The sequence below is a fragment of the Vibrio sp. CCUG 15886 genome (assembly GCF_028570825.1).
GTDB classification, from domain to species: Bacteria; Pseudomonadota; Gammaproteobacteria; order Enterobacterales; family Vibrionaceae; genus Vibrio; species Vibrio vulnificus_B.
The window spans coordinates 135,410-158,759 of sequence record NZ_JAQQBT010000001.1 but is presented as its reverse complement, the minus strand read 5'-3'; the positions used below and the strand labels follow the sequence as shown (position 1 = coordinate 158,759).

The 23,350-nt window shown below is 47.8% G+C and carries 20 protein-coding genes; 6 read left to right on the top strand and 14 right to left on the bottom strand.

The genetic code is table 11. From position 1 onward, the window contains the following. Nucleotides 1-52 precede the first annotated feature (52 nt). The 6 genes from PQQ36_RS00730 to PQQ36_RS00705 form a co-directional block, all read right to left on the bottom strand. On the bottom strand, nt 53-3,103 hold the full coding sequence (locus tag PQQ36_RS00730) for an efflux RND transporter permease subunit (RefSeq protein WP_085761642.1): 3,051 nt from the start codon (nt 3,101-3,103) through the stop codon (nt 53-55). Next, nucleotides 3,103-4,215, bottom strand: coding sequence for an efflux RND transporter periplasmic adaptor subunit (locus PQQ36_RS00725; RefSeq protein WP_273660178.1), 1,113 nt, complete (start codon nt 4,213-4,215; stop codon nt 3,103-3,105). The genes PQQ36_RS00730 and PQQ36_RS00725 overlap by 1 nt, the downstream gene beginning before the upstream one ends. 189 nt (nt 4,216-4,404) lie before the next feature. After that, a complete protein-coding gene (locus PQQ36_RS00720; RefSeq protein ID WP_040110634.1) occupies nt 4,405-4,911 on the bottom strand; it encodes a hypothetical protein in 507 nt (168 codons plus the stop codon). Beyond that, nucleotides 4,908-5,858, bottom strand: coding sequence for an SRPBCC family protein (locus tag PQQ36_RS00715; RefSeq protein ID WP_273660176.1), 951 nt, complete (start codon nt 5,856-5,858; stop codon nt 4,908-4,910). The genes PQQ36_RS00720 and PQQ36_RS00715 overlap by 4 nt, the downstream gene beginning before the upstream one ends. Before the next feature lie 23 nt (nt 5,859-5,881). Beyond that, entirely contained in the window at nt 5,882-6,085 is a 204-nt protein-coding gene (locus PQQ36_RS00710; RefSeq protein WP_011081017.1) for a hypothetical protein, read from the bottom strand. Between the two features lie 103 nt (nt 6,086-6,188). Then, a complete protein-coding gene (locus PQQ36_RS00705) occupies nt 6,189-7,226 on the bottom strand; it encodes a hypothetical protein (RefSeq protein ID WP_011081016.1) in 1,038 nt (345 codons plus the stop codon). A gap of 181 nt (nt 7,227-7,407) precedes the next feature. Here PQQ36_RS00705 and PQQ36_RS00700 point away from each other — a divergent pair, with 181 nt between their 5' ends. Beyond that, complete coding sequence (locus tag PQQ36_RS00700) at nt 7,408-7,797, top strand: rhodanese-like domain-containing protein (RefSeq protein WP_273660173.1); 390 nt, start codon at nt 7,408-7,410, stop codon at nt 7,795-7,797. Between the two features lie 252 nt (nt 7,798-8,049). On the opposite strand, the gene yegD is transcribed toward PQQ36_RS00700, so the two are convergent. Further along, a complete protein-coding gene (gene yegD, locus PQQ36_RS00695) occupies nt 8,050-9,402 on the bottom strand; it encodes a molecular chaperone (RefSeq protein ID WP_273660171.1) in 1,353 nt (450 codons plus the stop codon). A 345-nt stretch (nt 9,403-9,747) separates the two neighbouring features. Here yegD and yiaY point away from each other — a divergent pair, with 345 nt between their 5' ends. Beyond that, entirely contained in the window at nt 9,748-10,896 is a 1,149-nt protein-coding gene (gene yiaY, locus PQQ36_RS00690) for an L-threonine dehydrogenase (protein WP_040110630.1), read from the top strand. A 74-nt stretch (nt 10,897-10,970) separates the two neighbouring features. On the opposite strand, the gene PQQ36_RS00685 is transcribed toward yiaY, so the two are convergent. Then, nucleotides 10,971-11,573 (bottom strand): DUF1294 domain-containing protein, encoded by a 603-nt coding sequence (locus tag PQQ36_RS00685; protein ID WP_011081012.1) that lies wholly within the window; start codon nt 11,571-11,573, stop codon nt 10,971-10,973. Nucleotides 11,574-11,707: 134 nt separating this feature from the next. Between PQQ36_RS00685 and PQQ36_RS00680 the strand changes: the two genes are divergently transcribed. Beyond that, entirely contained in the window at nt 11,708-12,790 is a 1,083-nt protein-coding gene (locus PQQ36_RS00680) for a PQQ-dependent sugar dehydrogenase (RefSeq protein WP_118894240.1), read from the top strand. A gap of 3 nt (nt 12,791-12,793) precedes the next feature. Here the strand turns inward: PQQ36_RS00680 and PQQ36_RS00675 are convergent, their stop codons facing one another. Beyond that, the gene (locus PQQ36_RS00675; protein ID WP_072611060.1) at nt 12,794-13,786 is read right to left on the bottom strand and encodes a S66 family peptidase; all 993 of its coding nucleotides are present in this window, start codon (nt 13,784-13,786) and stop codon (nt 12,794-12,796) included. A 49-nt stretch (nt 13,787-13,835) separates the two neighbouring features. Continuing rightward, on the bottom strand, nt 13,836-14,912 hold the full coding sequence (locus tag PQQ36_RS00670; RefSeq protein WP_130250388.1) for a threonine aldolase family protein: 1,077 nt from the start codon (nt 14,910-14,912) through the stop codon (nt 13,836-13,838). A 102-nt stretch (nt 14,913-15,014) separates the two neighbouring features. On the opposite strand from PQQ36_RS00670, the gene PQQ36_RS00665 reads away from it, so the two are divergent. After that, entirely contained in the window at nt 15,015-15,626 is a 612-nt protein-coding gene (locus PQQ36_RS00665; RefSeq protein WP_011081008.1) for an HAD family hydrolase, read from the top strand. Nucleotides 15,627-15,733: 107 nt separating this feature from the next. On the opposite strand, the gene glpC is transcribed toward PQQ36_RS00665, so the two are convergent. Genes glpC through glpA form a run of 3 tightly spaced genes read right to left on the bottom strand, consistent with a single transcriptional unit; the run spans nt 15,734 to nt 19,907 of the window. Beyond that, nucleotides 15,734-16,957, bottom strand: a complete 1,224-nt coding sequence (glpC, locus tag PQQ36_RS00660; protein WP_039560699.1) for an anaerobic glycerol-3-phosphate dehydrogenase subunit GlpC — start codon at nt 16,955-16,957, stop codon at nt 15,734-15,736. Beyond that, nucleotides 16,954-18,270: a glycerol-3-phosphate dehydrogenase subunit GlpB gene (glpB, locus tag PQQ36_RS00655; RefSeq protein WP_039562793.1), complete on the bottom strand. Its 1,317-nt coding sequence runs from the start codon at nt 18,268-18,270 to the stop codon at nt 16,954-16,956. Before glpB ends, glpC begins: the two co-directional genes overlap by 4 nt. Continuing rightward, nucleotides 18,264-19,907 carry an anaerobic glycerol-3-phosphate dehydrogenase subunit A gene (glpA, locus tag PQQ36_RS00650; RefSeq protein ID WP_011081005.1) on the bottom strand — a complete coding sequence of 548 codons (1,644 nt, stop codon included), beginning with the start codon at nt 19,905-19,907 and terminating at the stop codon, nt 18,264-18,266. Before glpA ends, glpB begins: the two co-directional genes overlap by 7 nt. 400 nt (nt 19,908-20,307) lie before the next feature. On the opposite strand from glpA, the gene PQQ36_RS00645 reads away from it, so the two are divergent. Beyond that, nucleotides 20,308-20,976: a hypothetical protein gene (locus PQQ36_RS00645; protein WP_011151887.1), complete on the top strand. Its 669-nt coding sequence runs from the start codon at nt 20,308-20,310 to the stop codon at nt 20,974-20,976. 47 nt (nt 20,977-21,023) lie between these two features. Continuing rightward, on the top strand, nt 21,024-22,253 hold the full coding sequence (locus tag PQQ36_RS00640) for a zinc-dependent metalloprotease family protein (RefSeq protein WP_017790729.1): 1,230 nt from the start codon (nt 21,024-21,026) through the stop codon (nt 22,251-22,253). Between the two features lie 66 nt (nt 22,254-22,319). On the opposite strand, the gene PQQ36_RS00635 is transcribed toward PQQ36_RS00640, so the two are convergent. After that, nucleotides 22,320-23,333, bottom strand: a complete 1,014-nt coding sequence (locus tag PQQ36_RS00635; protein ID WP_039560701.1) for a DUF2804 domain-containing protein — start codon at nt 23,331-23,333, stop codon at nt 22,320-22,322. Nucleotides 23,334-23,350 lie beyond the last annotated feature (17 nt).

The window sequence follows — 23,350 nt, the reverse complement described above, 5'->3', positions numbered from 1 at the left end:
AACGCCTCACCAAAAAAAACGCTACTCAACTGAGTAGCGTTCGTTCGTCACGTTACATTTGCTCCACTTTTATGCGAAACAACATGGCATAGAAAAGCGGGATCACCACCAGTGTCAACAAGGTCGCAAACAGCAGACCGAACATGATGGTGACCGCCATACTTTTAAAGAAGGGATCAACCAACAGTGGTGCGACACCTAATATCGTGGTCAATGCGCCAAGAAGCACAGGACGAGCGCGACTCATCGCCGCATCGATGATGGCTTGGAATGGCCACTTGCCTTGTCGAATTTCCACGTCAGCTTGATCCACCAAGACGATGGCGTTTTTCACCATCATGCCGATCAAGCTAAGAAAGCCGAGAATCGCCATGAATTCGAAGGGCGTTTGGAAGACAATCAGGCCGACCGTGACACCAATCACCGCTAAAGGCGCCGTTAGCCAGATCACCAACGGCTGTCTTAACGCGTTAAACATGAAAATGACCGACAAAATCATTGCGGAAAACCCGTAAGGTGCCGAAATGACCAGACCTTCATTGGCATCCTTAGATGCTTTGTACTCACCATACCAAGTCAACTCGTAACCCGCAGGCAAAGGAATAGCTTCGATTTTACTGCGTATTTGATTGAACGCGTCCGCCGTGAGCACACCTGGTGCAGGATCTGCTTGAACTAAAATCGTCGGGACACGATCAATGCGGCGTAATATGGCGTCTTGCCAAACCACATCCACCGATTCAATCAGTTGACTTACTGGCACTGACTGCCCAACCGCGTGACTATAAACCAAGGTGTTTTCGATCGCCCTAGCATGCTGACGCTCTTCTTTGGGCGCTCGCAGCACAATCGGGATTAAGTCATCACCTTCACGATAAACACCAACATTTTTGCCTGACAGCGTCTGACTGATCGCTTGGTTGATCTCTTGATTGGTAAGGCCATAACGCTGCGCTTTTTCTGAAGAGTAGACAGGTTTCACCACTGGCATTTGCTGGCGCCAGTCATCTTGCACCGCAATCAAATTGTCATCCGCCAGCATCAGCGCTTTGGCCTGTTCAGCTAAGCCACGTAACACAGCACTGTCTGGGCCTTGGAAGCCCGCTTCGATCTTCTTACCACCACCGCGGCCCAGCATAAATTTCCAGACTTTAATCGATGCATCTGGGTATTTGGCATCCAGTTCATTTTGCAGTTCAGGCAACAACGCAGCGATTTTCTGATAGTCATCAATATCAATCAGCAATTGGCCGTAACTGGTGTTTCGTGCTTCTGGTGAGTAAGTCAACATAAAGCGCAAGCCACCGCCACCAATAAAACTGGTGATATTGGTCACTCCTTGTTTACTTTTCACCTCATTTTCAATCTGCGCGACCACTTGTTCGGTGCGACGAATATCCGACCCTTGCGGTAGGTAGACGTCGACCACAAACTGCGCACGCTGAGAGTCAGGCATGAAACCCGGTGGAATAAACTTCGCTCCCCACACGGCGGTCAACAGCATCGCCAAAATGGCCACCACGCTGATTAGGCGATGACGCAATACCCAGCTAAGCAAGCCGCGATAGCTTCGCATCATAACGCCAACTGAGTTATCTCCTTGATTCGGTTTTACTTTTAGAAAATCGTGACACAACATTGGTGTGATGGTCACAGCAAACACCCAGCTTAACAGCATGGAATAGAGGATCACCCAGAACAGCGAGCCAGCGTACTCGCCCATGTCCGATGGCGACAAACCAATAGCACTGAAGGCACAAATACCCACCACCGTGCCACCGAGCAGCGGCCATTTGGTCGCCTCGACGACCTCATTGACGATGGTCAGCTTGTCACTGTCCGGCTCTTGTTGCATGCGCACCAAAATGCCATCGGTCACCACAATGGCGTTGTCCACCAGCATGCCTAGCGCAATGATCAACGCGCCCAAGGAAATGCGTTGCATCGCGATATCATCAATTAGCATGATGCACAGTGTTCCCGCCACCGTCAGCAACAGCACAAAGCCGATGATGATGCCCGATCTCACCCCCATAAACAGCAGCAACACAACAAACACAATCGCTACCGCTGCGATCAAGTTGTCGATAAAGTTCGCAACCGATGCTCTCACGGAATCCGACTGCATCGAAATAACATGCAGCTCCATACCAAGCGGACGTTGGTTTTCCAACTCAGCCAATCGCGCTTTAACGGCATCCCCCATCTCGACCACGTTGCCGCCCATCACGTTGGAAATACCAAAGCCAACGGCGCGTTGTCCGTTGTAACGCATCAGCATTGATGCCGGTTCTTGGTACCCACGAACAACGTTGGCGATATCGCCTAAGCGGATCACTTTGTTGTCGGCCCCAAGGCCAACTTGCAGATTGCGGACGTCTTGCAGTGAACGAATAGAACTATCGGGGATCACCGGTAGCCGCATCGCCTCGGTTTCAATGCTGCCAGCAACAGTAATCAGGTTTTGCTTCTGCAACACTTGCGTCACTTTCTCCATCGACATGCCAAGCTGTTTCAATCGCTCTGAAGAGATCTCCACAAATATGGTCTCTTGCTGTTCCGCTAACGTCGCCGTTTTGGCCACACCAGGCACCAACACCAAATCTCGGCGAAGTGTATCCACGTAGTCTTGCAGTTGCTTGTCGCTAAAGCCTTCTCCGGTCACCGCAAAGAACAGTGCATACACATCAGAGAAATCATCGTTAACAATGGAAGGGCCTGCGCCCGGCGGTAACTGCCTTTGTACATCGCTGATCTTGCGTCTTAACTTGTCCCAAACTTGCTGCAACTCGGCAGAGCTTTTAGCGAACTCGAGTTTGATCTCCACCGTCACTTCCGACATGCCCTGTTTGGAAACTGACTTGACCTCTTTCAACTCTTGCAGAGATTGAACCGCCCCTTCGATGAGATCCGTCACTTCGTCTGACACTTCTTGTGCGGTCGCGCCATAATAGGGGGTGTTGATCACCGCTTGGCGGATGACAAATTCAGGGTCTTCAAATCGGCCAAGTTTTAGATAGCTGATGTACCCACCTAGTAAGGTCAGCGCAATCAATACCCAAACACTGGTACGCTTTGCAATGGTATAGCCAGCAAGGTTCATTACTGAGCTCCTTGGGTCGATTCTGTGTAAGGGCGAACCGTCATGCCCTCAACAAGCGAGCCTGTTCCTGCAATCACCACGTTTTCGCCCAAGGCAAGATTGTCATCAATCGCGATGCGATTTTGGCGAAGCTCACCGACTTTGACCTCGCGTTTTGCGACGCGATTATCTCCGTTGACCACCCACACATATTGGCCACCTTGGTTATCTGAGATCACCGCCGTTAAAGGCAGCGTGATGCGTTGAGTTTCCGTTTGTTGGCGCTCCGTTGTGTCCGGTACTACTTTCACCGTCATTCCCGGAAGCACGCGATAACCATTCACATCGGTAAACGCCAGCGTCACGGCGTAAGTTTGCGTTGCCGCGTCCGCTTGGGTGGAGTAATGCTTCAAGGTCAAAGGGAAACGATGCTCTGGGATCACCGCGATTGCAGCAAACGCGCGCGTGTTGTGCTGGCTGGTCAACATCACGGTATCGGGAATGTTAACCAACACTTCCAACTGCTGCAGGTTGTGCAAAGTTACAATCGGCTGGTTAGCCTGAACCTGGGTATGGTTGTCGACTTGCGTCAGCCCAACAACCCCAGCAAAAGGAGAATAGAGACTGGTGTATTCAAGTTGGCGTTGCGCTTCTTCCACTCGATTTTTCGACAAATTCAACCGTGTTGCGAGCGCATCCAAATCGCTTTTAGTGATCGCTCGGCTTTTCTCAAAAATGGCTTTTGCGCGCGCGTATTCCGCCTGCACGTTATCGAGCTCTGATTGAGCAGAGGCTAACGCTGTCTTGGCATCACGCGCATCTAATTGGGCGAGTAGCTGGCCTTTTTTCACCGTATCGCCATCGTTCACGAGCAGTTGTGTCAATCGCCCAGAAACACGAAACGACAACTCCGCTCTTTCTGCCGCTTGCACGACCCCGTTAAAACTCAGCGCTTTATCCTGCTCGGTAGAGACACGCTCCACCAATGCTGGGCGAACCACTGGCGCTGCCACATGCTGAGCAACAGGCTCACTGCATCCCACCACCAGCAAACTGGCCACCGCAGCGCTTAGGCATCGCCTTCTAAACTGACGACCAAATCGACTTCCCATTAGAGGATCAACCAACGACATTTTCCACCTTCAAAAAGAAAAAAGTAAACTGTGGAGTTTATTTTATTGCAAATCACAAAAAGGTAAACTCAAAAGTTTACTGAAAGGTGATATTTGTCCGTTATTTGAGATCCTGAATGCGCTATTTCTGTTTCTCCAGATACAAAAAAAGCCGCAAAAGCGGCTTTAAATGAACATTTCGCTGGGTGGTTACCTGTTTTTTTCATCCACGGATGCGATCGCCTCTTCTTCCTTGGCGAGCAATATTTGACACAACCAAACACCACAAGCAGAAAGAAAATACCCAGTATTGGAATAGCAGAGAGTACGTGAAGAGAGTGACGCTTGACTTAACAAAGCATCAAACTGATGCACACTAAAGGCGATAATCTCTTGCTCGTGCTGATCTCGTCCTTTAGGAACTGGCTGCGTTTTTACCTCGTCAAATAGCGATTTCACCAATTCGAGCTTCTTCGGCATTGGCGTTTTTCTCAGGCTTATTTGCTCAAATAAATCGGCATACCTCATTTCGATAACCCCCTGCGGTTTCACTTGATCGAGCGAAGTCATTAAAGAGCGAACACTCTGCTTTAACTCAATGGGCAAGCGTAAATCGTAAGCAAACGGGCGTAACCAAAGCCACACTTGCGTTGCTACCAGCAGCACAAACAGAACCAGCAGGATGATCAACATGGTTTCGATAGCAAAGTTATTCATGACTCACTCCGTTTGACTAACATCACTTCCGTTAGCAACTCTTTTGGCTCCACGCCCATTTTTCCATTGAGGTATTTCTCTATGCCTAACGGCTTATGGCGTGTTTTGATTTTTTTCGCTCTAGTTAATGACGAAGCAAACGACCAAGCATTACCGAGAAACTGGTATTCGCCTTGGTGTTCAACCGCGTAAACGGGCATGGAGGGCAACGTCCCTGCCACGAATTTGCCTTTGGCTTCAATCGGGTAGGAAACAGGTATGCAGGTGGTAAACTCAAACAAACCCGTTTTCAGTGACATGGAATGATAGAGATTAAAAATATCACCACACACTGGAACTCGGTATTCCTCTACATAGTCTTCTAAGTTATCGAAATGACGCTGCATTAAGTGACCTACGTCGTCGGTAGTGGCACTGCCTTTTACGCCAATGTAATGCACTTGCGGCACCACCTTTTCACCGAGATCTTTCAGCTTCGAGTACACGTGCCCAGTTTCGATGGCGCTTTTTAACATTCTCAAACCGCGTGCGTAATCCATACCGAGCACCGCCCCAAACATTTGACGGAAGAAAAACATGTACCAAGGTAACTTACCCTGAAATTGCCACTCAACGCGGCAGCCTTGCTGCTCAGGAGAAACATTGAAATAGACTTCTGCCTCACCTTTGAACGGTTTGAGATAGCTCAAGCGGAAAACGAGTTGATGATCATACAGGTGCGCTAACTCCATTTTTCCTGCACCAATACGCTCACCTTTCCATGCGTATTGAGCCCCCGGCTGCTGCTGGAAAGTACTAAAGGTAACCTCGCTTTTCGGCTCCAAAATCAACCATGGCGACCACTTAGCCCAAGTCCCAAAATCGCTGATATAGTCGATGACCTTTTCAGGTTTTCTATCAATATAGATACTTCGACTAACACAAGTCCCTGTCATATCAATACGCATTGCACTACCTCTCGGCTAGAGGATCATTGGCTGGTGGCTTCGTCGAGGTTTTCACCAATGTCTTTCGCGGTATCACGGAAAAAATGGCCGGTTTTCTTTGCCGCATCTTTGGTGGCATGGCCCACTTCCGTAAAGCCTTCTTTAATCTCTTTCTTCTGATGAGCACTACAACCCGCCAGTAAAGTAACTAAGCATAATGCCGCAAGAGTGGGTAATTTCATTTGCATCGACGACTCCTAATATCCATTTAAGCAAATCTTTGAACTTCCGGATATTAACCAACTCCCAGGAATAAAGAAAGGGAGCAAAATGCTCCCTGAAAACCTGTCGCTACGCGGCTGCGGTGTCGCCCAACCAGTGATAATGATTATTGGCTTTCTTACCAACCACACCCGCGTTGATCAATTCGTTAAACAGCCGATCCACTTCCTCTGTACCGAGTTTAAAGTGCTTGGCAACCGCCTTCTTACTGCAAGAGAGCTCGTTGCTTGCCAATGCTTGAGCCACATCGAGATAAAGCGGAGATGGCGTGGGCTGAGCTTCCTTAGTCTCGGCAATCGGATAATCTTGTTGAGCATTCAAATGTGGCAAATACCCAACCGGAGCGACGGATTCAACTGGCTCTGCTGCACTGTCACCAAAACGGCGATACCAATGACGAAAACGTTGCTCTTCACCAATCACTCCAACAAAAAATGCGGCGAAGAAATCCAACAATACTGAGAGAAACACCACCAAACCCAGTTGCGCCTGACCCGATGGAATTGAAAATGCCGCCGCTAGGCTATCGATGAGTCCCACCACTGAGCCTTGCGCGACAGGCGGCAAGCTGTCTCGTTGCATGGCCAATTTTTGCTGCTCTTTACGCAACGTATCGTTTTGCTGTTGGATTCGATTCACCCCTGTGGCGATCCGTTCCATCTCTATGTATTTTTGCGCAGCAAGATTATTGAGTTCGATCTGCTTCTCTATCGCATCAATTTGACGGTTGAAGGCGGTGACTTTAGCCTGCTCCAGTGCAATGTGATTCTGCGCGGTATTGGTCGCGCTGTTAATGCCGCCGATACTGCCGCCGATAGAAATGGCAGCTAGCACCAAATAAAAAACAAACGCCGTGATGGCCCCAGAATAATTGCGGTGTGCACGTCGCTCACCAAACTCGTACCAAGCGTAAAACTTTCCCGCCTCGAAAATGATGGCCAAACCACCAAATAAGGCCTGCATCAAGGGGTTGTCATCTATCGACAAAAACAGCAGCAATGAAAAAATGGTGGACGCCAAAATGGCAGCGCCAGTAAAAGAATACACACTAATAAGTGCAAATCGCCCTTTGGGATAGCGATACCCTAGTTGTTGCTCGTAATGCATAGTGATTTATTTTTTATTTGTGAGTCAGTGACTAAGGCGGCGAGAATACATGATTCACTTCACAATTTCCGTTCAAAAACGAGACTTCTCCTGTCGTTCGAAGAATGATTAGACACATTGTTTGCATCCTCTCCAATTTGTTGAGAATACAGACAGGTTCGCGGTGTCATTAGGAGTCTTCATGCGACAAAAAAACCAACAACAAACTCAGTGGTATACACATTGGCGCGCATTTTTAAGCCTGCTGTTGCTAAGTTGTGTTTCCTCCTTCGCTCATGCGTCAAATCGTGCAATAGAAGCGTGGGAATGGATCGAACAAGGTGCGCTCGTTGTGGATGTGCGTACACCGGCGGAGTTTCAGCAAAAACACATTGAAGGGGCAGAAAACATCCCTTTAAATGAACTGGCGAAAGGCTTTAGTAAGATTGACAAGGGCCAACCGATCGTTCTGTACTGCCGCAGTGGTAATCGTTCCGGCCAAGCGTACGATTTCCTCACGCAATCTGGATACTCGCTGCTGTTAAATGGCGGGGGCATTGAAGAAATGCTGGCCGTCAAACCAGAAGAATAATCCATCAAGCAGAAATGAAGAAGGCGCTCAAACCAGAGCGCCTTTTGTGCTTTTTAGCCAGCGAAAAAAGCTAATGCAAACACCACGACCATCATCACCGTAATGTTAATGAACAGTGTGGATGGTTTTCCACTACCGCCTTTCGGCGCTTGATTACAACATCCCATAAGTCACCTTACTTTTGGATTAACAACCACAATAGGTATAAACCTTTGCCTTGGGGTAAGGTCAAACGGTAATGCATTAACGTAATCAGCGGAAACAAACCTCAGCCCAACGCGCGAGACCTGCGGTGACTGAGCCGAAGTAGTTGCCGCTGACAACGGGGACATTCGGTAACTCGCTCTCTACAGCTTGGCGTAAAATCGGTGAGCGAGCGGAACCACCCGTCATAAAGATCACATCCGGCTTCACGCCACCTTGTTCCACCGCTTCTTTCACTAGCTCCACCATTTTGCTCTTTGGTGACTCAATTGCTTCAATCATTTCGCTCTGGCTCACATCCACATGTAAGTGTTCCGAAAACAGATTGAGGGCAACTTGGTATTGTTCGCTATCCGACAAGGCAATTTTTGCCTCTTCAGCCCGTCTGACGATCTGATAACCGAGCGTTTCATGGTAAACCTTGAGCAAGCGCGCCAGTTTCTCTGGCTCTTGGGCTTCTTTGTGCAGCAGCTTCAGCGCCGCTAGATTGGATCTTCCATAGAAGTCGTTTTGCGCTTGAACGTTGTTAATAGCTATCGGGTTCCAAAACTGTGTTCTGGGCATATCAATACCACTTAGTGCTTTGCTGCCAAACCCAAATGGCGTCATCAGTTGACGAAACGCGAGATAAATATCGAGGTCGTTACCGCCAATTCGCTGGCCGGAATGGGCAAGCAAGCTGCCTGTACGCTCGGTTTTTCCACGCCAGCTTGGCCCCATTTCAATCAGAGAGCAGTCAGTCGTGCCCCCGCCAATATCGACCACCAGCACGGTTTTGTCTTGCTGAAGGCTTGCTTCGTACTCTAGACCTGCCGCTACCGGCTCAAATTGAAACTCGATGTTTTTAAAACCAGCACGTGTCGCAGCGCGACGCAAAATGCCTTCGGCCTGGCGGTTTGCCTCTTCACCGCCTCGCCCATGGAAGTTGACCGGACGGCCAATCACCGCATCACGAATCACTGCTTGTGCCGAATGTTCTGCGTTGGTTTTGATGTTAGCCATCATGGCGCAAACCAGATCTTCGAAGAAGCTCAGCTGCACATCATGCAGGCCGGAGGCGCCAAGAAACGATTTAGGTGACTTAACGTAATAGAGATCCGTTGGGTCTGCCAAATAGCGATCAAGCGCCGCTTGACCAAACACCACATCTTCAGGGTGCAGCTCAATGCTCTCTTCTCGATTGACGTTGATGGCTCGGCGCAATACCTGTTCACCCACTTTATCTAGTGGCTTGATATCTCGATGACGAAATAAATGCTCAGAAACCGATTCACGCGTCGGGGCGGAAAGTGTTGAAGGAATATAGTGACTTGACCCTTCAATAGCGAGCAGCTCTGGCTCGCCATCTTGCATTTTCGCCACTGAACAATTCGCTGTTCCATAATCGAAACCAATGTACATAACACCTCCTGCCGAAAAAAGGTCGGCAATGCTAACGCAGCGGCCATCAAATAGCCAGTAAAAGCCCCCTCTGCCATTTGCCGTGGCAATCAATAAACACCGTTTTTCGGCTAACAACCGAAAATGAGTGGAAAATCGATTGCGTTATCACTCTGTATTTTAAAGAAATTTATCAATAAGATAACGAAATTTATGTGCAACAAGATCCTGTTCACACTTCCTATCTTTAGAGAGGGATTTCCCTCTTTCGAATTGTCTGAGATCAAATTTTCAGAGCACATTCATATGACAAAGTAATAACCAGAAGAGGAATTATTAATAACTAACAACGATGGAGCAATCCAAATGGCAAGTGCATTTTTTATCCCAACTGTGAACCTAATGGGCGCAGGCTGTCTTAAAGACGCAGCAGACAGCATTAAAGCTCAAGGCTTTACCAAAGGGCTTATTGTTACCGACAAAATTCTTAATCAAATCGGCGTTGTAAAACAAGTTCAAGACCTACTAAGCGAGCGTCATATAGAAGCGGTTGTCTTCGATGGTACTCAGCCCAACCCAACCATCGGCAACGTCAATGCAGGTTTGGCACTACTGAAGCAAAATGAGTGTGATTTTGTGATTTCACTAGGTGGTGGTTCTCCGCACGACTGTGCAAAAGGCATTGCGCTTGTCGCAGCAAACGGCGGCGAGATTGCGGATTACGAAGGCGTGGACAAATCAGCGAAACCAATGCTACCGCTGATCGCAATTAACACCACCGCAGGCACCGCATCTGAAATGACCCGTTTCTGCATCATTACCGATGAAGAACGTCATATTAAAATGGCGATCGTCGATAAACACACCACGCCACTAATCTCTGTGAACGATCCGGAACTGATGCTGGCAAAACCTGCATCACTCACCGCGGCAACAGGAATGGACGCCTTGACTCACGCGGTAGAAGCGTACGTTTCTATTGCAGCGACACCGATTACCGATGCAGTTGCAATCAAAGCGATTGAGCTTATCCAAGCCCACCTTCGTACTGCGGTTGCGCACGGTGACGATATTGAAGCGCGTGAGCAAATGGCGTACGCACAGTTCATGGCAGGCATGGCGTTTAACAACGCATCACTAGGTTACGTACACGCAATGGCGCACCAATTGGGTGGCTTCTACGATCTACCACACGGTGTTTGTAACGCGATCTTGTTGCCACACGTACAACGCTACAATGCGCAGGTTTGTCCAGAGCGTCTACGTGATGTGGCAAAAGCAATGGGGGTCAATGTCGAAGGCATGAGTGCAGAGCAAGGCGCAGAAGCCGCCATTGATGCGATTGTGGCACTGGCGAAAGACGTGGGTATTCCAGCAGGTATTCGCGAGCTTGGTGCAAAATCTGAAGATATCCCAACCTTGGCTGACAATGCACTCAAAGACGCTTGTGGTTTCACTAACCCGAAACAAGCCACGCACGAAGAAATCTCTGCGATTTTTGAAGCGGCAATGTAAGCCCTTTCTCTAACATCAGAATCGACAAAGCGCTCATTTGAGCGCTTTGTTTTGATCATTAGAAAACCATCAAATTAAGCAAAACCCGGAATCAAGTGCAGCGGTAACCGATCTAGGATTAGGTAAAGATAGCTTTTGCCATAATCGGTTAGCGTCCAGGCAAAGCCTGCCATATTGACCAAAGCCATCAACCAACTCATCACCATAAACGGCGTGTTGCCGACTTTATGACTCAAAACAACATGGGCAAAAAATGCTCCCGGCCAACCACCAATTAATGCCAAGATATAGAGCACCATTTCTGGCACTCTCGGGTTGCCCTCTTTGGCGGCAGAAACGTCAAATGCACAAATCACAAACGTCACTGCACTGATAAAAAAGTAATGTAAAACCGCTAATGCGGGGTAACGGAATAACCAAATACCAGCAAAAACTGCGGTGAGAAAGATAATGGCCACGGCAATTGCAAATGAGAAAACAAAGGCTTTTTGTACGGCCACCGCGACGACCTGTCCGTGTTTGTTTCGCTCCACTTCGAACGTCACCACATCGTCTAAGGTTGCACTGCCAATCACTTCTGCTTTATTGAAATAAACCATCTCCCCAGAACCATCAATTTTGATAAAACCATTACCTTTGTCATGGCTCCATTGAGCGATTCTTCCTTTATACGCCATAGTTATGCCCCAAAGTTATTGATTTAACAGAACACAGCTCTCCTAGTGGATAAGTATAGGTCAGAATTCGACGGGCATTAGGTATATACTCAAACTAATCAAGTCAAAGGGATTCAGCCAAAAGGATCGTTGCAATGAAATGGACAGGTCAGTGTTTAGGAACCGTACTGCTGGGGTTGGTGTCGTTTTCCACTCTAAGTGAGGAATTAAAACTAAAGCAAATCGCTTCGGGTTATCAAATTCCTTGGGGAATGGAATTTATCGACAGCGCTAACGCCGTCATTACCGAGAAAAATGGCCGTATCTCGTTGCTCGATGTCACTCAAGGTCAGAAAACCCCACTCTATCAAGTCACCAATGTCGACGACTCAGGACAAGGCGGTTTACTTGATGTTGCCCTTTCCCCCATCACACGTCAGCAGCTTTATTTTACCTTTTCAAAAGAAGTCGACACTGGCACAACCGTGGTACTGGCCACTGCCCGTTTGCAAAACAAAGAGCTCTCCGACTGGCAAGAGCTGTTTGTCGCGGATGCGGTGTCAACAACCGGTCGCCACTTCGGCAGTCGTATCGCCTTTGACGACAGCAATCACCTTTATGTCTCCATCGGTGACCGTGGCGTTCGAGACAACGGCCAAGATCCGAGCAACCATGCTGCCACCATTTTGCGCCTAACACTGGACGGAAAAATACCCAACGACAATCCATTCATCGACAATAGTGAGGTGAAAAAGGAGATATGGAGCTTTGGCCATCGCAACCCACAAGGACTGTTTTTCGACGGCAAAACGCAGCGACTCTGGTCAGTCGAACATGGCCCAAGAGGGGGCGATGAGATCAATCTCATCCAAGCAGGCAAAAATTATGGCTGGGCGAAAACTTCCCATGGCAAAGAATATTGGGGACCGATTCGCGTCGGAGAAGCCGATACGCTGCCCGGCATCGAAGCGCCCAAATGGGTCTATATACCTTCTATTGCGCCAAGTAGCCTCACGCTCTATCGCGGTGAGCGTTACCCGAGCCTCAACGGCAAGCTGCTGATCGGCGCGTTAAAGCTCACGCACATCAATGTGGTCAGCATCGAAAACGGCCAGCTCAAAGAGACTGACCGTTTATTTGAAAAACTCAACGAGCGAGTTCGAGACATCACCTTAAGCCCAGATGATTATCTCTATTTCACCACCGACAATGGCAACATTTACCAAGTGCTCCCGTAAACCTCACTCAAGGGAGACTCTGACCGTTTGTTGATCAAAATCGATGGTCATGGTGGCACCAAGAGGCACAGTGAGCATAGGATGGGTATGGCAACTGTCGAAGTCCCATAAAATTGGCACCGATTGACCATTGAGCACTTCGTTCAAGACGTCGATCGGTTGCCTTCCTGTACCTTTGTGGTTAAACAGCTCATGCTTACCCAACACAATAGCCCCGACCTTGTCGAACACGCCATTGAGTTTCAACATCGCAAAAGCGCGTTCCACCACTTCAATGCCTTGCAAGCAATCTTCCAACAGCAAGATATCGCCTTGCTGGATTTTCGGCATGTACGACGAGGCCCAAATCCCAGACATGGTATTGAGGTTGCCACCAATGATTCTGCCTGTCACCACGCCCTGTCCTGCAAAAAACCATTGGTTAGGGTTAGTGTGTTTACTGGTCGATTGCAAATGCCAAGGCACATACTCATCACTCCAGCCTTGCGGCATTACATAGGTGTGATGCAAATTTTCCAGTGATTGGACAATGTTGGTAAAAGATTGGAACGTTTCATCCACTAATGGAGGAAACTCCCCCAGTGACGCGACCAAAGCTGGGCCATAGAAGGTCACGATGCCCGTTTGCGCATAAATGCCCATCAGGAGTGCGGTCACATCCGAATAACCGACGATGATTTTCGGATCGTCACGAAGCGCTTGATAATCCAGATAAGGGAGCAATGAGTTGCTGTTGTAGCCGCCAATGGTCGACATAATGCATCGCACTTCTGGGTCACGAATCAGTGCATTAAGTTCTTCAACACGCTCGGCGATCGAGCCCGAGCGATAAGTATCACTCTTTCCCGTTAAGCTCCCCGCTTTCAGTTGGTAGCCCCGTTTCTCAACGTATTGTTTCGCTCGTGCAAAACGCTCTGGTGCAAAGTGCGTCGCCGGAGAAGATGGTGAGAAAAAGCCTATCGTATCGCCAGGCCTAAGCGATTTAGGGATGATCATGACGTCACGACTCCTTTTACTGACGTTGTCTAGCTGATGTTTCTTATTATCAACACTCTGCGTTTGCTAAGTAAGCCAACACTTCACGCAACTGATCATCAGCGATGTTGAGCAACCTATCGCCCACATACCACTCGAAGATCGATTGTTCAGGGTGTTGCGTGGTTTGTGGATGCCCTAACCAAATACCTTTTTGCTCAGCCACTCGGTCACGCAACTCGATGGCGTTTTCAACGCTCAGCGGCACAATCAAATGCAGCATGTTGGCGTGCGGCTCATACGGGCTCACTGCCAACTGTGGGAACTCACGGAGGATTTGGTAGATCTGCTGAGTGCGCGCAAACAGCGCTGGCATTTTCGCCAATTGCTGATCAAACTGCATTGCAGCCGACACCACGTAAGGCGTGCGATGATACACATTGCCACCTTGGCGCTTCATCCAAATCGATGCCTGCTCGATGAATTGCTTGTCCCCGAGTAGCAATGATCCCCCTAAGCCATTGATGCCCTTATAGAGAGAGACATAAGCCGACTGAAAACCCGTGGCAATCTCTTTGTACGACTTTTGATAATAGGCGGCGCACTCCCATAAACGTGCACCATCCATATGGAGGTGAATGTCGCGGTGTTCACACTCAGCTTTGATGTCATTGAGTTCGTCCCAACTTGGCAATTGCCCACCTAACTCACGCATTGGCAGCTCATACAGGACCGCTGAAATTTCATCCGGCCAGGCGTTGAGATCTTTTGCTGTCCAAGGTCGGAACATATCGCCCAAAGGCAAGATGGAAAAACGATTCTGCAGTTGATAACCCTGACGTTCAAAACGATAAATATGACTGGATTCATGCATAGCGACCACAGGATTGCGTTTTTTACGGCACACCAACTCAAGGGCCGTGGCCTGCGTCATGGTGCCCGTGATAACAAACAAACCCGCTTCAAAGCCTAAAAGGTCGGCCACTTTTTGTTGAAATGAGTTGATGAATTCCCCATCACCATACACATCGTGCTTCACTTGGTGTTCTTCACACCATTTCGCCATCGCGTAGAAATGTTCTGCCGGGCTTTGCTCGTGATTGCCCACAATAATGGTGTGGCAATGCGCACGTAAATCCTTTTTCATCAAAGATTTCCTTCTGATTTTCGAGACATGTTCAACTTATCGTCGTATAAAACTCAAGTAAAGGGATAAACTCTTTTTAATGCCACAAACATAAGGGCGCTCATGAAACCAATCACATTAGAAATCAATGAAATACGAGCCATTATTTTTGATTTGGACAACACCCTTGTCAGCTGCGAACTCAATTTTTCACAGCTTCGTCAACAGCTCGGTTGCCCGCAGGAGATCGACCTACTTTGCTTTGTGGAGGCAATGACCGATAAGCAAGCACAACGGCATGCAGAGCAAACTATTTTGGATCACGAACTGTCCGATGCCAAACACGCGCAGCCTTTGCCTGGCTGCCACGCCTTGCTTCACTATCTGAAACAGCAGCAGATCAAATCAGCAATCGTGACTCGTAATTGCTTGCAAGCCAGTCAGCTCAAGCTCGAACAGACACAAATAGACATCGAGCATTTGATCACACGAGAACACTGCGCGCCAAAACCCGACCCAGAAGCCTTAATTCAATTGGCTACACAATGGCAACTAGAACCCCATCAAATACTGTACGTGGGAGATTATCTCTACGATCTTGAAGCGGCCTACAACGCAGACATGCCCTCTTGCCTTGTGACCAATGGGGAAGATAAAGGGTTTGCCAGTCTAGCGTCCATCACGGTCACTAAGCTGGATGAGTTACAAGAAAAACTGCAACAAAGAGATGTTTAACTAAAGAGATTTTTCGCCAAAAGAAACATTTAATTAAGCATTACAGCCCCTAACCGCTGGCGTTGCTGCGCCAACGGTTAGGGGGTATTCCGATGAGCGATTGCTGTTTATTCCAGCGCCATCGCTAATAAGCTGATGGGATGAATGGTCTCCAATTGGGTATTTTCTTCGATTTGCCATTTGCAGGTTTCGCAATCAGTAATGGCGAAATCCGCTTGGGATGTTTTTATCGTCTCAAATAAGTGGGAACCAATTTTCATCGACGTTTGGTAGTTTTCCTCTTTAAAGCCATAAGTGCCCGCTAAGCCACAACACTCACTGTCTAACACCACCAGCTCAAGTCCGGGGATCATGCGTAGCAACTCTAAAGTGAACATCACATTGCCGCTGCGCTCAAGGTGACAAGGCGTGTGATACACCACTTTTTTGTTAATGGGTTTCATGGATGGCGCATAGCCATTCATAAAGGCTTTCAGTAAAAAGCGAGTCACGTACTCGATCCGATTCACCACATGCTGATTTTCAACGCCCAACACGTGTGGGTATTCTTGTTGCAACGTAAAAGAACAGGTCGAAGAAGTGGAGATCACCGTTCTGTCTTGCTCCACCGATTGCTCAATCATGCTGATGTTGAGATTGGCATTCTTACGTGCTTTCTCATGAAAACCGTTGGCAATTAAAGGCACGCCACAGCATTTCTCTTTTTTCAGCAACTGCACTCCATACCCCATCGCATTGAGCACTTTTACCAAATCTTTGCCAAGCTGTGGATGGTTATAGTTCACATAGCAGCCGTGGAAGTAACTCACTTGACGAGCAAACTGTGCTTGGGTTTGCGCTTGTTTCTTGTACCAACGGCGAAACGTTCCGTGCGAATACTTCGGCAGATCTTTGTGCTTATCGACGCCAATGGTTTTGTGCATCAAACTTTTCACCGGTTTCAAACTGGTGATTTTATTGACGATAGGCGCAACTGGCGTGGCCAACGAGCCAAACAAATCCGTATGGCTTAAGACAAAATCGCGCATTAACTTAGGATTGAGCGTTTTCTTGCCGTATTTTCCTCGCGCAACCGCAATGATGTCCCCGATTTTTACCCCTGAAGGACAAGCGGTTTCACAGCGTTTACAGTTGGTGCATAACTTGAGTAAGTCGTCGTAGTATTCCGGATTTTTTAAACGCAGACGCTCGCCATCTGGCCCAGACTGTTTTGGCCCTGGGTATTGTGGGTTGGCTTTTGCTACTGGGCAATAAACCGTACAAACAGTGCACTTAATGCATTGATCAAACGTGGTATTGGTTGGCGCATGTTTGGCAAAGGCATTCATCATAGTACGCACTCCTCTTCAACGCTCATTGCTTGCTTAAGTCCCATTGCCCTTTGAACGGCGGCCAGCGCAGTGGATACTGCTACGCCTCCACCCGAGCCTTCAAACACCGGGTCATAACCCGACAACACGGAGCCGCAGCAGTAAAGGTTTTGGCATACTTGCCCATTTAATGAAGGACGAAACATCGCATCCGTTTCCACGCCAAACGCCATGAATGGATGCGCTGATGCGCTAAAGAATTGATCGTTTCGCCACTGACGGCGATGGGGCTTGGCCACCATATCCAAACCAAAAATAGGTTCCACAATCTTGTCCAAACTGGCTTTGAGCCCTTGGCTGAAGTAACTGCCTGACGCCAAAATGTAGGCGTTGGCGTGCAGTGGAATGTCCCCGAGATTACGCGTGGAAATCGACACCAAGTGACCTTGTGCATCCCACTCACCCGAGAGCACTTGGTCTCCTTTTAACAACACGCCCCCCTGTTTTAAGAAGCGCTTTTGCAATGCCTCTTCAATGCGAATACCCAGTAAAGACGGCGGCATGGTAGGCACTTCATGCAAAGTGAGATTGGTCTGACGACGCAACTGCTGCAACAGAACCAGTCCGTCACCGTTGCCCATGATCGCAGGCATGATGACCAGATCCTCTTGAGTGGCGTGTTTCATCAGTTGGTGACATAAACTGTTGAATGCTTGAGGCTGCTTGAGCAAACGCGCAATATCAATCGAGCGCAGCTCATTGGGGTTGCGACGCAAGGCTTCACAACCTGGAATCGTTACCTGAATTTCACCAATTTCGCAGTGCTGAAAATCAGGGTGTTTTTTGAGATTGTCTTTGGCCAACAGTGGCTGGAAATCTCGATAGCCATCCACCGCAACAAACAACAGCCGTTTAAAAGCTACGTTTTGACGGTGTTGATAAACAAACGGTTGAGAAAGCCATGTCGCTTTGAGTGTACCGAGTGGCGTAATTCGATAATGGTTTGATTCATCCTGCTGGCAATGCAGTGGTAAGCCTTGCTCTTTGAGTTGATCCACTAACCAGTAAAGCGATTGACGAACAAAGTTTGGCGACATTTTACTGTAGGGATGTTCGGGATGCTGCTGTGGCAGCGAAGCCATGGCAGAAAATGGTGCCTCGACCCGCTCACCCGACGGCGTTTTTGCCATCACATCAATCGAGCCTGATGAAAAATGCAACGCGCTTTGGCCTTGGCTAATGAGTACGGTTTTCTTGCCCGCCTCTATTGCATTTAGCGCCGCACAGTAACCCGCGATGCCACCGCCAATGACAGCAATATCGTAATTTAACATGATGCGTTCTCCTCATCTGCTACGGTCGGTAGTTCACTGGCACCAAATAGCCCTTCGTAAATCCAATAGCTAAATTCAGATTCTCGTAATGCATCCCCCCAGAAGATGGGCTTCACCCCTTTCCAACGTTCTTCCAAAAACTCCGTCAGCAAATGGGCGCTAACCGTGCCGTCAAGATGCCCATACTGACTAAACAAACTCGCAGCGCGGTAACTACACAGTTCCCCCTGACAAGGTCCCATTCCCAACCGAGTGCGACGTCTCAAATCAACCAAATTGCTGACGTCCAGTTGCTTGATTGCGTATTCAATTTCGCCTTTGGTGACCATCTCACATTCGCAAATCACGGTTTGGCTTTCGTCATCGTCTTTCAAAAACTGCTCGGCGCGTTCGCCATGGCGGTAAACCGCCGACTCATACACAGGCTTAACGATACTGGCGGTTTTTTTGTGCGCTTTAGGCATTTCGTTCGAGCCCGGAAGTGGCTTGATATGCGTTTCACATGCCTTGTTGTTACCGATCTTTTTCGCCACCACATCGGTCGCCCATTCCGCCATCAGACGATAGGTCATCAACTTACCACCTGTGATGGTCGTCAGGCCTTTCAAACCGTCTCGTTCAGCGTGATCCAGCAGCACAATGCCACGACTAATGTTTCGACCGGAACCATCGTCATCCACCGCGACTAATGGACGCACACCCGCGTAAGCGCGCAATACTCGCGTATTGGCCATAATGGGCGCCAGCTTTGCCCCTTCCCTTAACAGCACATCCACTTCGTTTTCAGTCACATGAAGGTCGTCAATTTGATCGTACTCGATGTGTTCTGAGGTTGTACCAATTAAAGAGATGGTGTCGCCGGGCACTAAGATGTCGGCATCGGATGGTTTGCGGCAACGGTTAATGACCAAATTGTTGATGCGATAATCCAAGATCAACAGTGATCCCTTAGCAGGGAACATCTTGATGTTGAGATCGGCGTACTCACAAATATTCTGCCCCCAAATACCGGCGGCGTTGATCACTTCACGCGCATAGATATCAAAGGCTTGGCCAGTAAGCGTGTGAAGACATTTCACTCCGCGAACCTGATCACCCTGACGAATCAAACCGACCACTTGCGTGTGGTTAAAGATACGCCCGCCATGCTCTTTCGCATCAAGCACATTGGACGCACAAAGACGAAATGGATCGAGTGTGCCGTCTGGCACTTGCACTGCGCCCACCAAAGCCGGATTCACATTAGGCTCTAGCGCCAAGGCTTGAGTCGGCGTCAGCCTTTTTGTTTCAATCCCTGCGAGCGTACATTGTTGAATAAAAGTGTCTTGGAACGCTAAATCGTCTTCCGGCAGAGTAATAAATAAGCCACTGGTTTGCTCGACACAATGACGAGCAATGTTTTTGAGAATCTTGTTTTCCTGGATGCACTCCTTCGCCGACTCTGAGTCGGTGACAGCGTAACGAGCGCCTGAATGCAATAAACCATGATTACGCCCTGAGGTACCAGAAGCGATATCGTCCTTTTCCAGTAAAATGCAGCTAATGCCACGCAACGAACAGTCGCGCATAATGCCAGTTCCCGTCGCACCACCGCCAATGATCACCACTTCCGTTTCAAAATGACTGGAACTCACCATAGGTATCTTCCTATTCACTAATAAGCATACTGATAGTGTGTCATTTTTTTTCCTTCGTGTTCGATAACTCACTCACAAAATGAGCGTTCGAACATTTTACCTCATTGAATTGAGCAAAATTTGGCGCTTTACGCTCAAAAAGCACATTCACGGCATCAGTGCATTACTGACAAAAGACACGCTTGAGTAAAAACTCTACTGAGAACAACTCTCACACCTTTTATGTCAGAGAAAAAACAATTATTCGACATTTAAATTTAAAGTTAGGCACATATTCACATGACAATAATAAACTGAATTTCTGCAGAAAAGTTTTTGAACCAAGATCACGCTCATTTTATTTATTTTTTATAAAACAAATTATATTGACCCAATAACTAGTTAACTCAGGAATATATAAGTGAATTTTAAATTAGCATTATTATCTGTTATGACCGTTGCTGTTTTTTCAGCCGTATTATTTTTTAACAGTGACATTGAATTAAATAAAAACGTTATTACTGAAGAAAAATCAAACAACCAAAATGAAGTGATAAGAGAGAATAAAATCTCTTCTTCAGATAATTTAGCTGTTGATATTCAGCCTATCGAAACGACTATTGAGACGTCCCAAAAACCAGAAGAAAGCATCAAAGAAGAAGTCGTCATCACAGAAGAGAAGATAAAACAACCGCAAAAATTCGATTCAGTCTGGTCAGACACTAACCCTCAACAAGAGATCGAGCGTTTTAAACCGACCAGCCCATACATAGAGAATATTAAAGCCGTTGAAATTACAGATATTAATCAGTTTAAAGCACTCAATGAGGGCGATGTCATCACGATGAGTTTACCAAGTAATGACAACATTGATATCCAAATTGATAACAACGAATTTCAGAATGAAGGTATTCGTATGTGGTCGGGAAATTTTGAACTAGAGGGTCAAAGTTATCCCGTTACGTTTACTTTTGGAAAAACTTCAATTTTAGGTTTTATTGGCCATCCTGAAGGACAAATTAAAATTGAAGGAAAAGGGAGCAGTGCATGGGTTTACGAATTACCTGCCAATCATGGATTTGATCACTAACACCTCTATCAATTAGTTTTACAAACACAACCAAGTAGGAAATAAATATGAAAAGAACGTTATTGGCGTTTGCCATAGCGTCAGGCATTGCTGTGCCTGCAGTGGCTGAAACAACGCAAATTGATGTGCTAGGCGTGTATACAAAAGCGACATCTGAATGGTTTGAACAAGATCAACTTGCTGCGATTCAACATCGTTTCAACGTGGGAAACCTTATATTAAAAAACAGTGGCCTTGATATTAAGGTGAATCTTGTAGCAACAAAAGAATACAACTTTGACTCGCAAGCGGGTATGAAGAAATCGCAAGAACAAGCGCTCGATGCCATGACGCCAAGCCGTGCTCAAGATCCTATTTTTAGCGATATCGAAAGTGAGCGAAAGAAAGCGGGTGCAGATATGGTCGCGATGTTCCGTAACCTCGATCTCAAGAACACACCAGATTACGATGCCAAAGAAGGCCTCATCAGCTGTGGTCTAGCATGGGTGATCCCAGCGTCTAATTGGCGCTCTAACCCCCGCTATGCCAAAAGTCGCATGTACAGCCATTCCTACATGAACCAGTGTGGCGATGACACCTTTATCCACGAACTCGGCCACAACTGGGGCTTAAACCACGCGCACGAGCAATATTCCAATACGCCGCATTTCAGAAACGGCACGGAAAAAGATGCGTATGGTTATGGTGTAAAAAACAAGTTTGCCACCACCATGGCTTACGGCTTCTTGTTTGGCGTTCGTGGTCGCTCGTACACTTTCTCTACACCAGACAAGCAGTGTGAAGGCACACCTTGCGGCAAGAAAGATTACGCGAACGCCGTACGTGCTATTGGCTTGAGTGCACCGCACGTCGCGAATATTTACGCTTCAAAAACAGCGACTCCAGATGACGGCACAACAGACACCGTAACACCGCCAACCGCTACAACAGGTAAAAATCAATACTTGCTTGAATCGCCACGCGCCTTGCCCGATGCAACGCAACTCGAACTACCTTTTGATGTGAATTATCAAGGTGAGTTAACGAAAGCCACCATTCGCGTCAACATCGAGCATCAGTTTATTGGCGATGTTTCGGTGTCTTTGGTTGCTCCTTCTGGCAAACAATGGTCACTAAAAGAGAGCAATGGTCGTGATCGTGGTAATCGCTACCATGTTCTTTTCACGCTCAATGATGTTGAAAAGAGTGATGTGCTGGGCCAATGGAAAGTACTTGTCTCAGACGACTACGAAAAAGACACTGGCATCATCAAAGAAGTAGAGCTGCTGTTTAAGTAGACCCCGACTTCGTTATATCTCCACCCGCCACACCACTGTGGCGGGTTTTACTGCCTCTTAAGCCTCTCACCAGCAGGCAAAGTGATCTTCGGTTAAACCCAGTACGTTTTCCAATCGGTGCTCGGCACCATCATCGCCTTTGAGCACACCGTCGAAATGGCCAACAAATTGGCGAAAGTTACTTTTGAGCACCAGCAAGTTGAGCTTTTCTTTTCGGCAGTTCATGGGGGTAAACGTCAGATCAATGCGTTTGTCTGCACTGTATATACGCCAAGCGTCGTTTGGCTTCAAACGATCAAAATCGAAATAGACCGCAGGAAGAAAATGCCGCTCTCCCTCAACCCAAAGTACGTTTTCACAACCTCCGGTCTCGTTCACCCCTGCCGCGAGATTCAAGCCTAGGCGAATGCCTTGCTGCTGAGTGTTAATGCTCGCCCAACGCCAACTGGTTTCTCTGCGCATATACCCCGCAGAAAAGTCATACCCTGCCAAGGCGGTTTTAAGCTCAACGGCTTTGCCGAACACGCTTAACTCACCACCCACCTTGAGCGCGTTGTGCTTTTGTGTGTAAGTCCAACCTTGATAGCCGGTAGGCGTACACATAGCTAATGGCTGTTCGCTGTTTTCTGCCAGCAATACCATATTGGCCTTCACCCATTTTGTATTGAGCACGACTCGCCACTGGCCTTGTTTGATGTCAAACATCAGCGCTTGATTGGCAATATGCGCTTTCCCCTCATAGGGCGAAGCCTGCATGCTACTATCGAAAAACAGCGGCCGTAGCCAGTTTTGCTCAACCAACTGACCCGTTTCAAGGTCAACCACATAGCAAAATGCCGAACAGAGATAGCGAATGTCTGCGATCGCAATACCAATGAGATAACGTTCGCTCACAACACTGACAAACTGAAATTGTTTGTAGTGGAAATAACGCGCCAATTTACTGGCCGATTTATCCATCACATTGCGGTAATCAAACCGCTCCGGCGCTAATTCACGGACCATCTGTTCAAAATGACCATAGCGTGGCTGGCCTTGGCTATCTATTAGCGTCTCTGGGGCGGTTATCGCTTGGTTCATCCTGTTTTTTGTTCCTT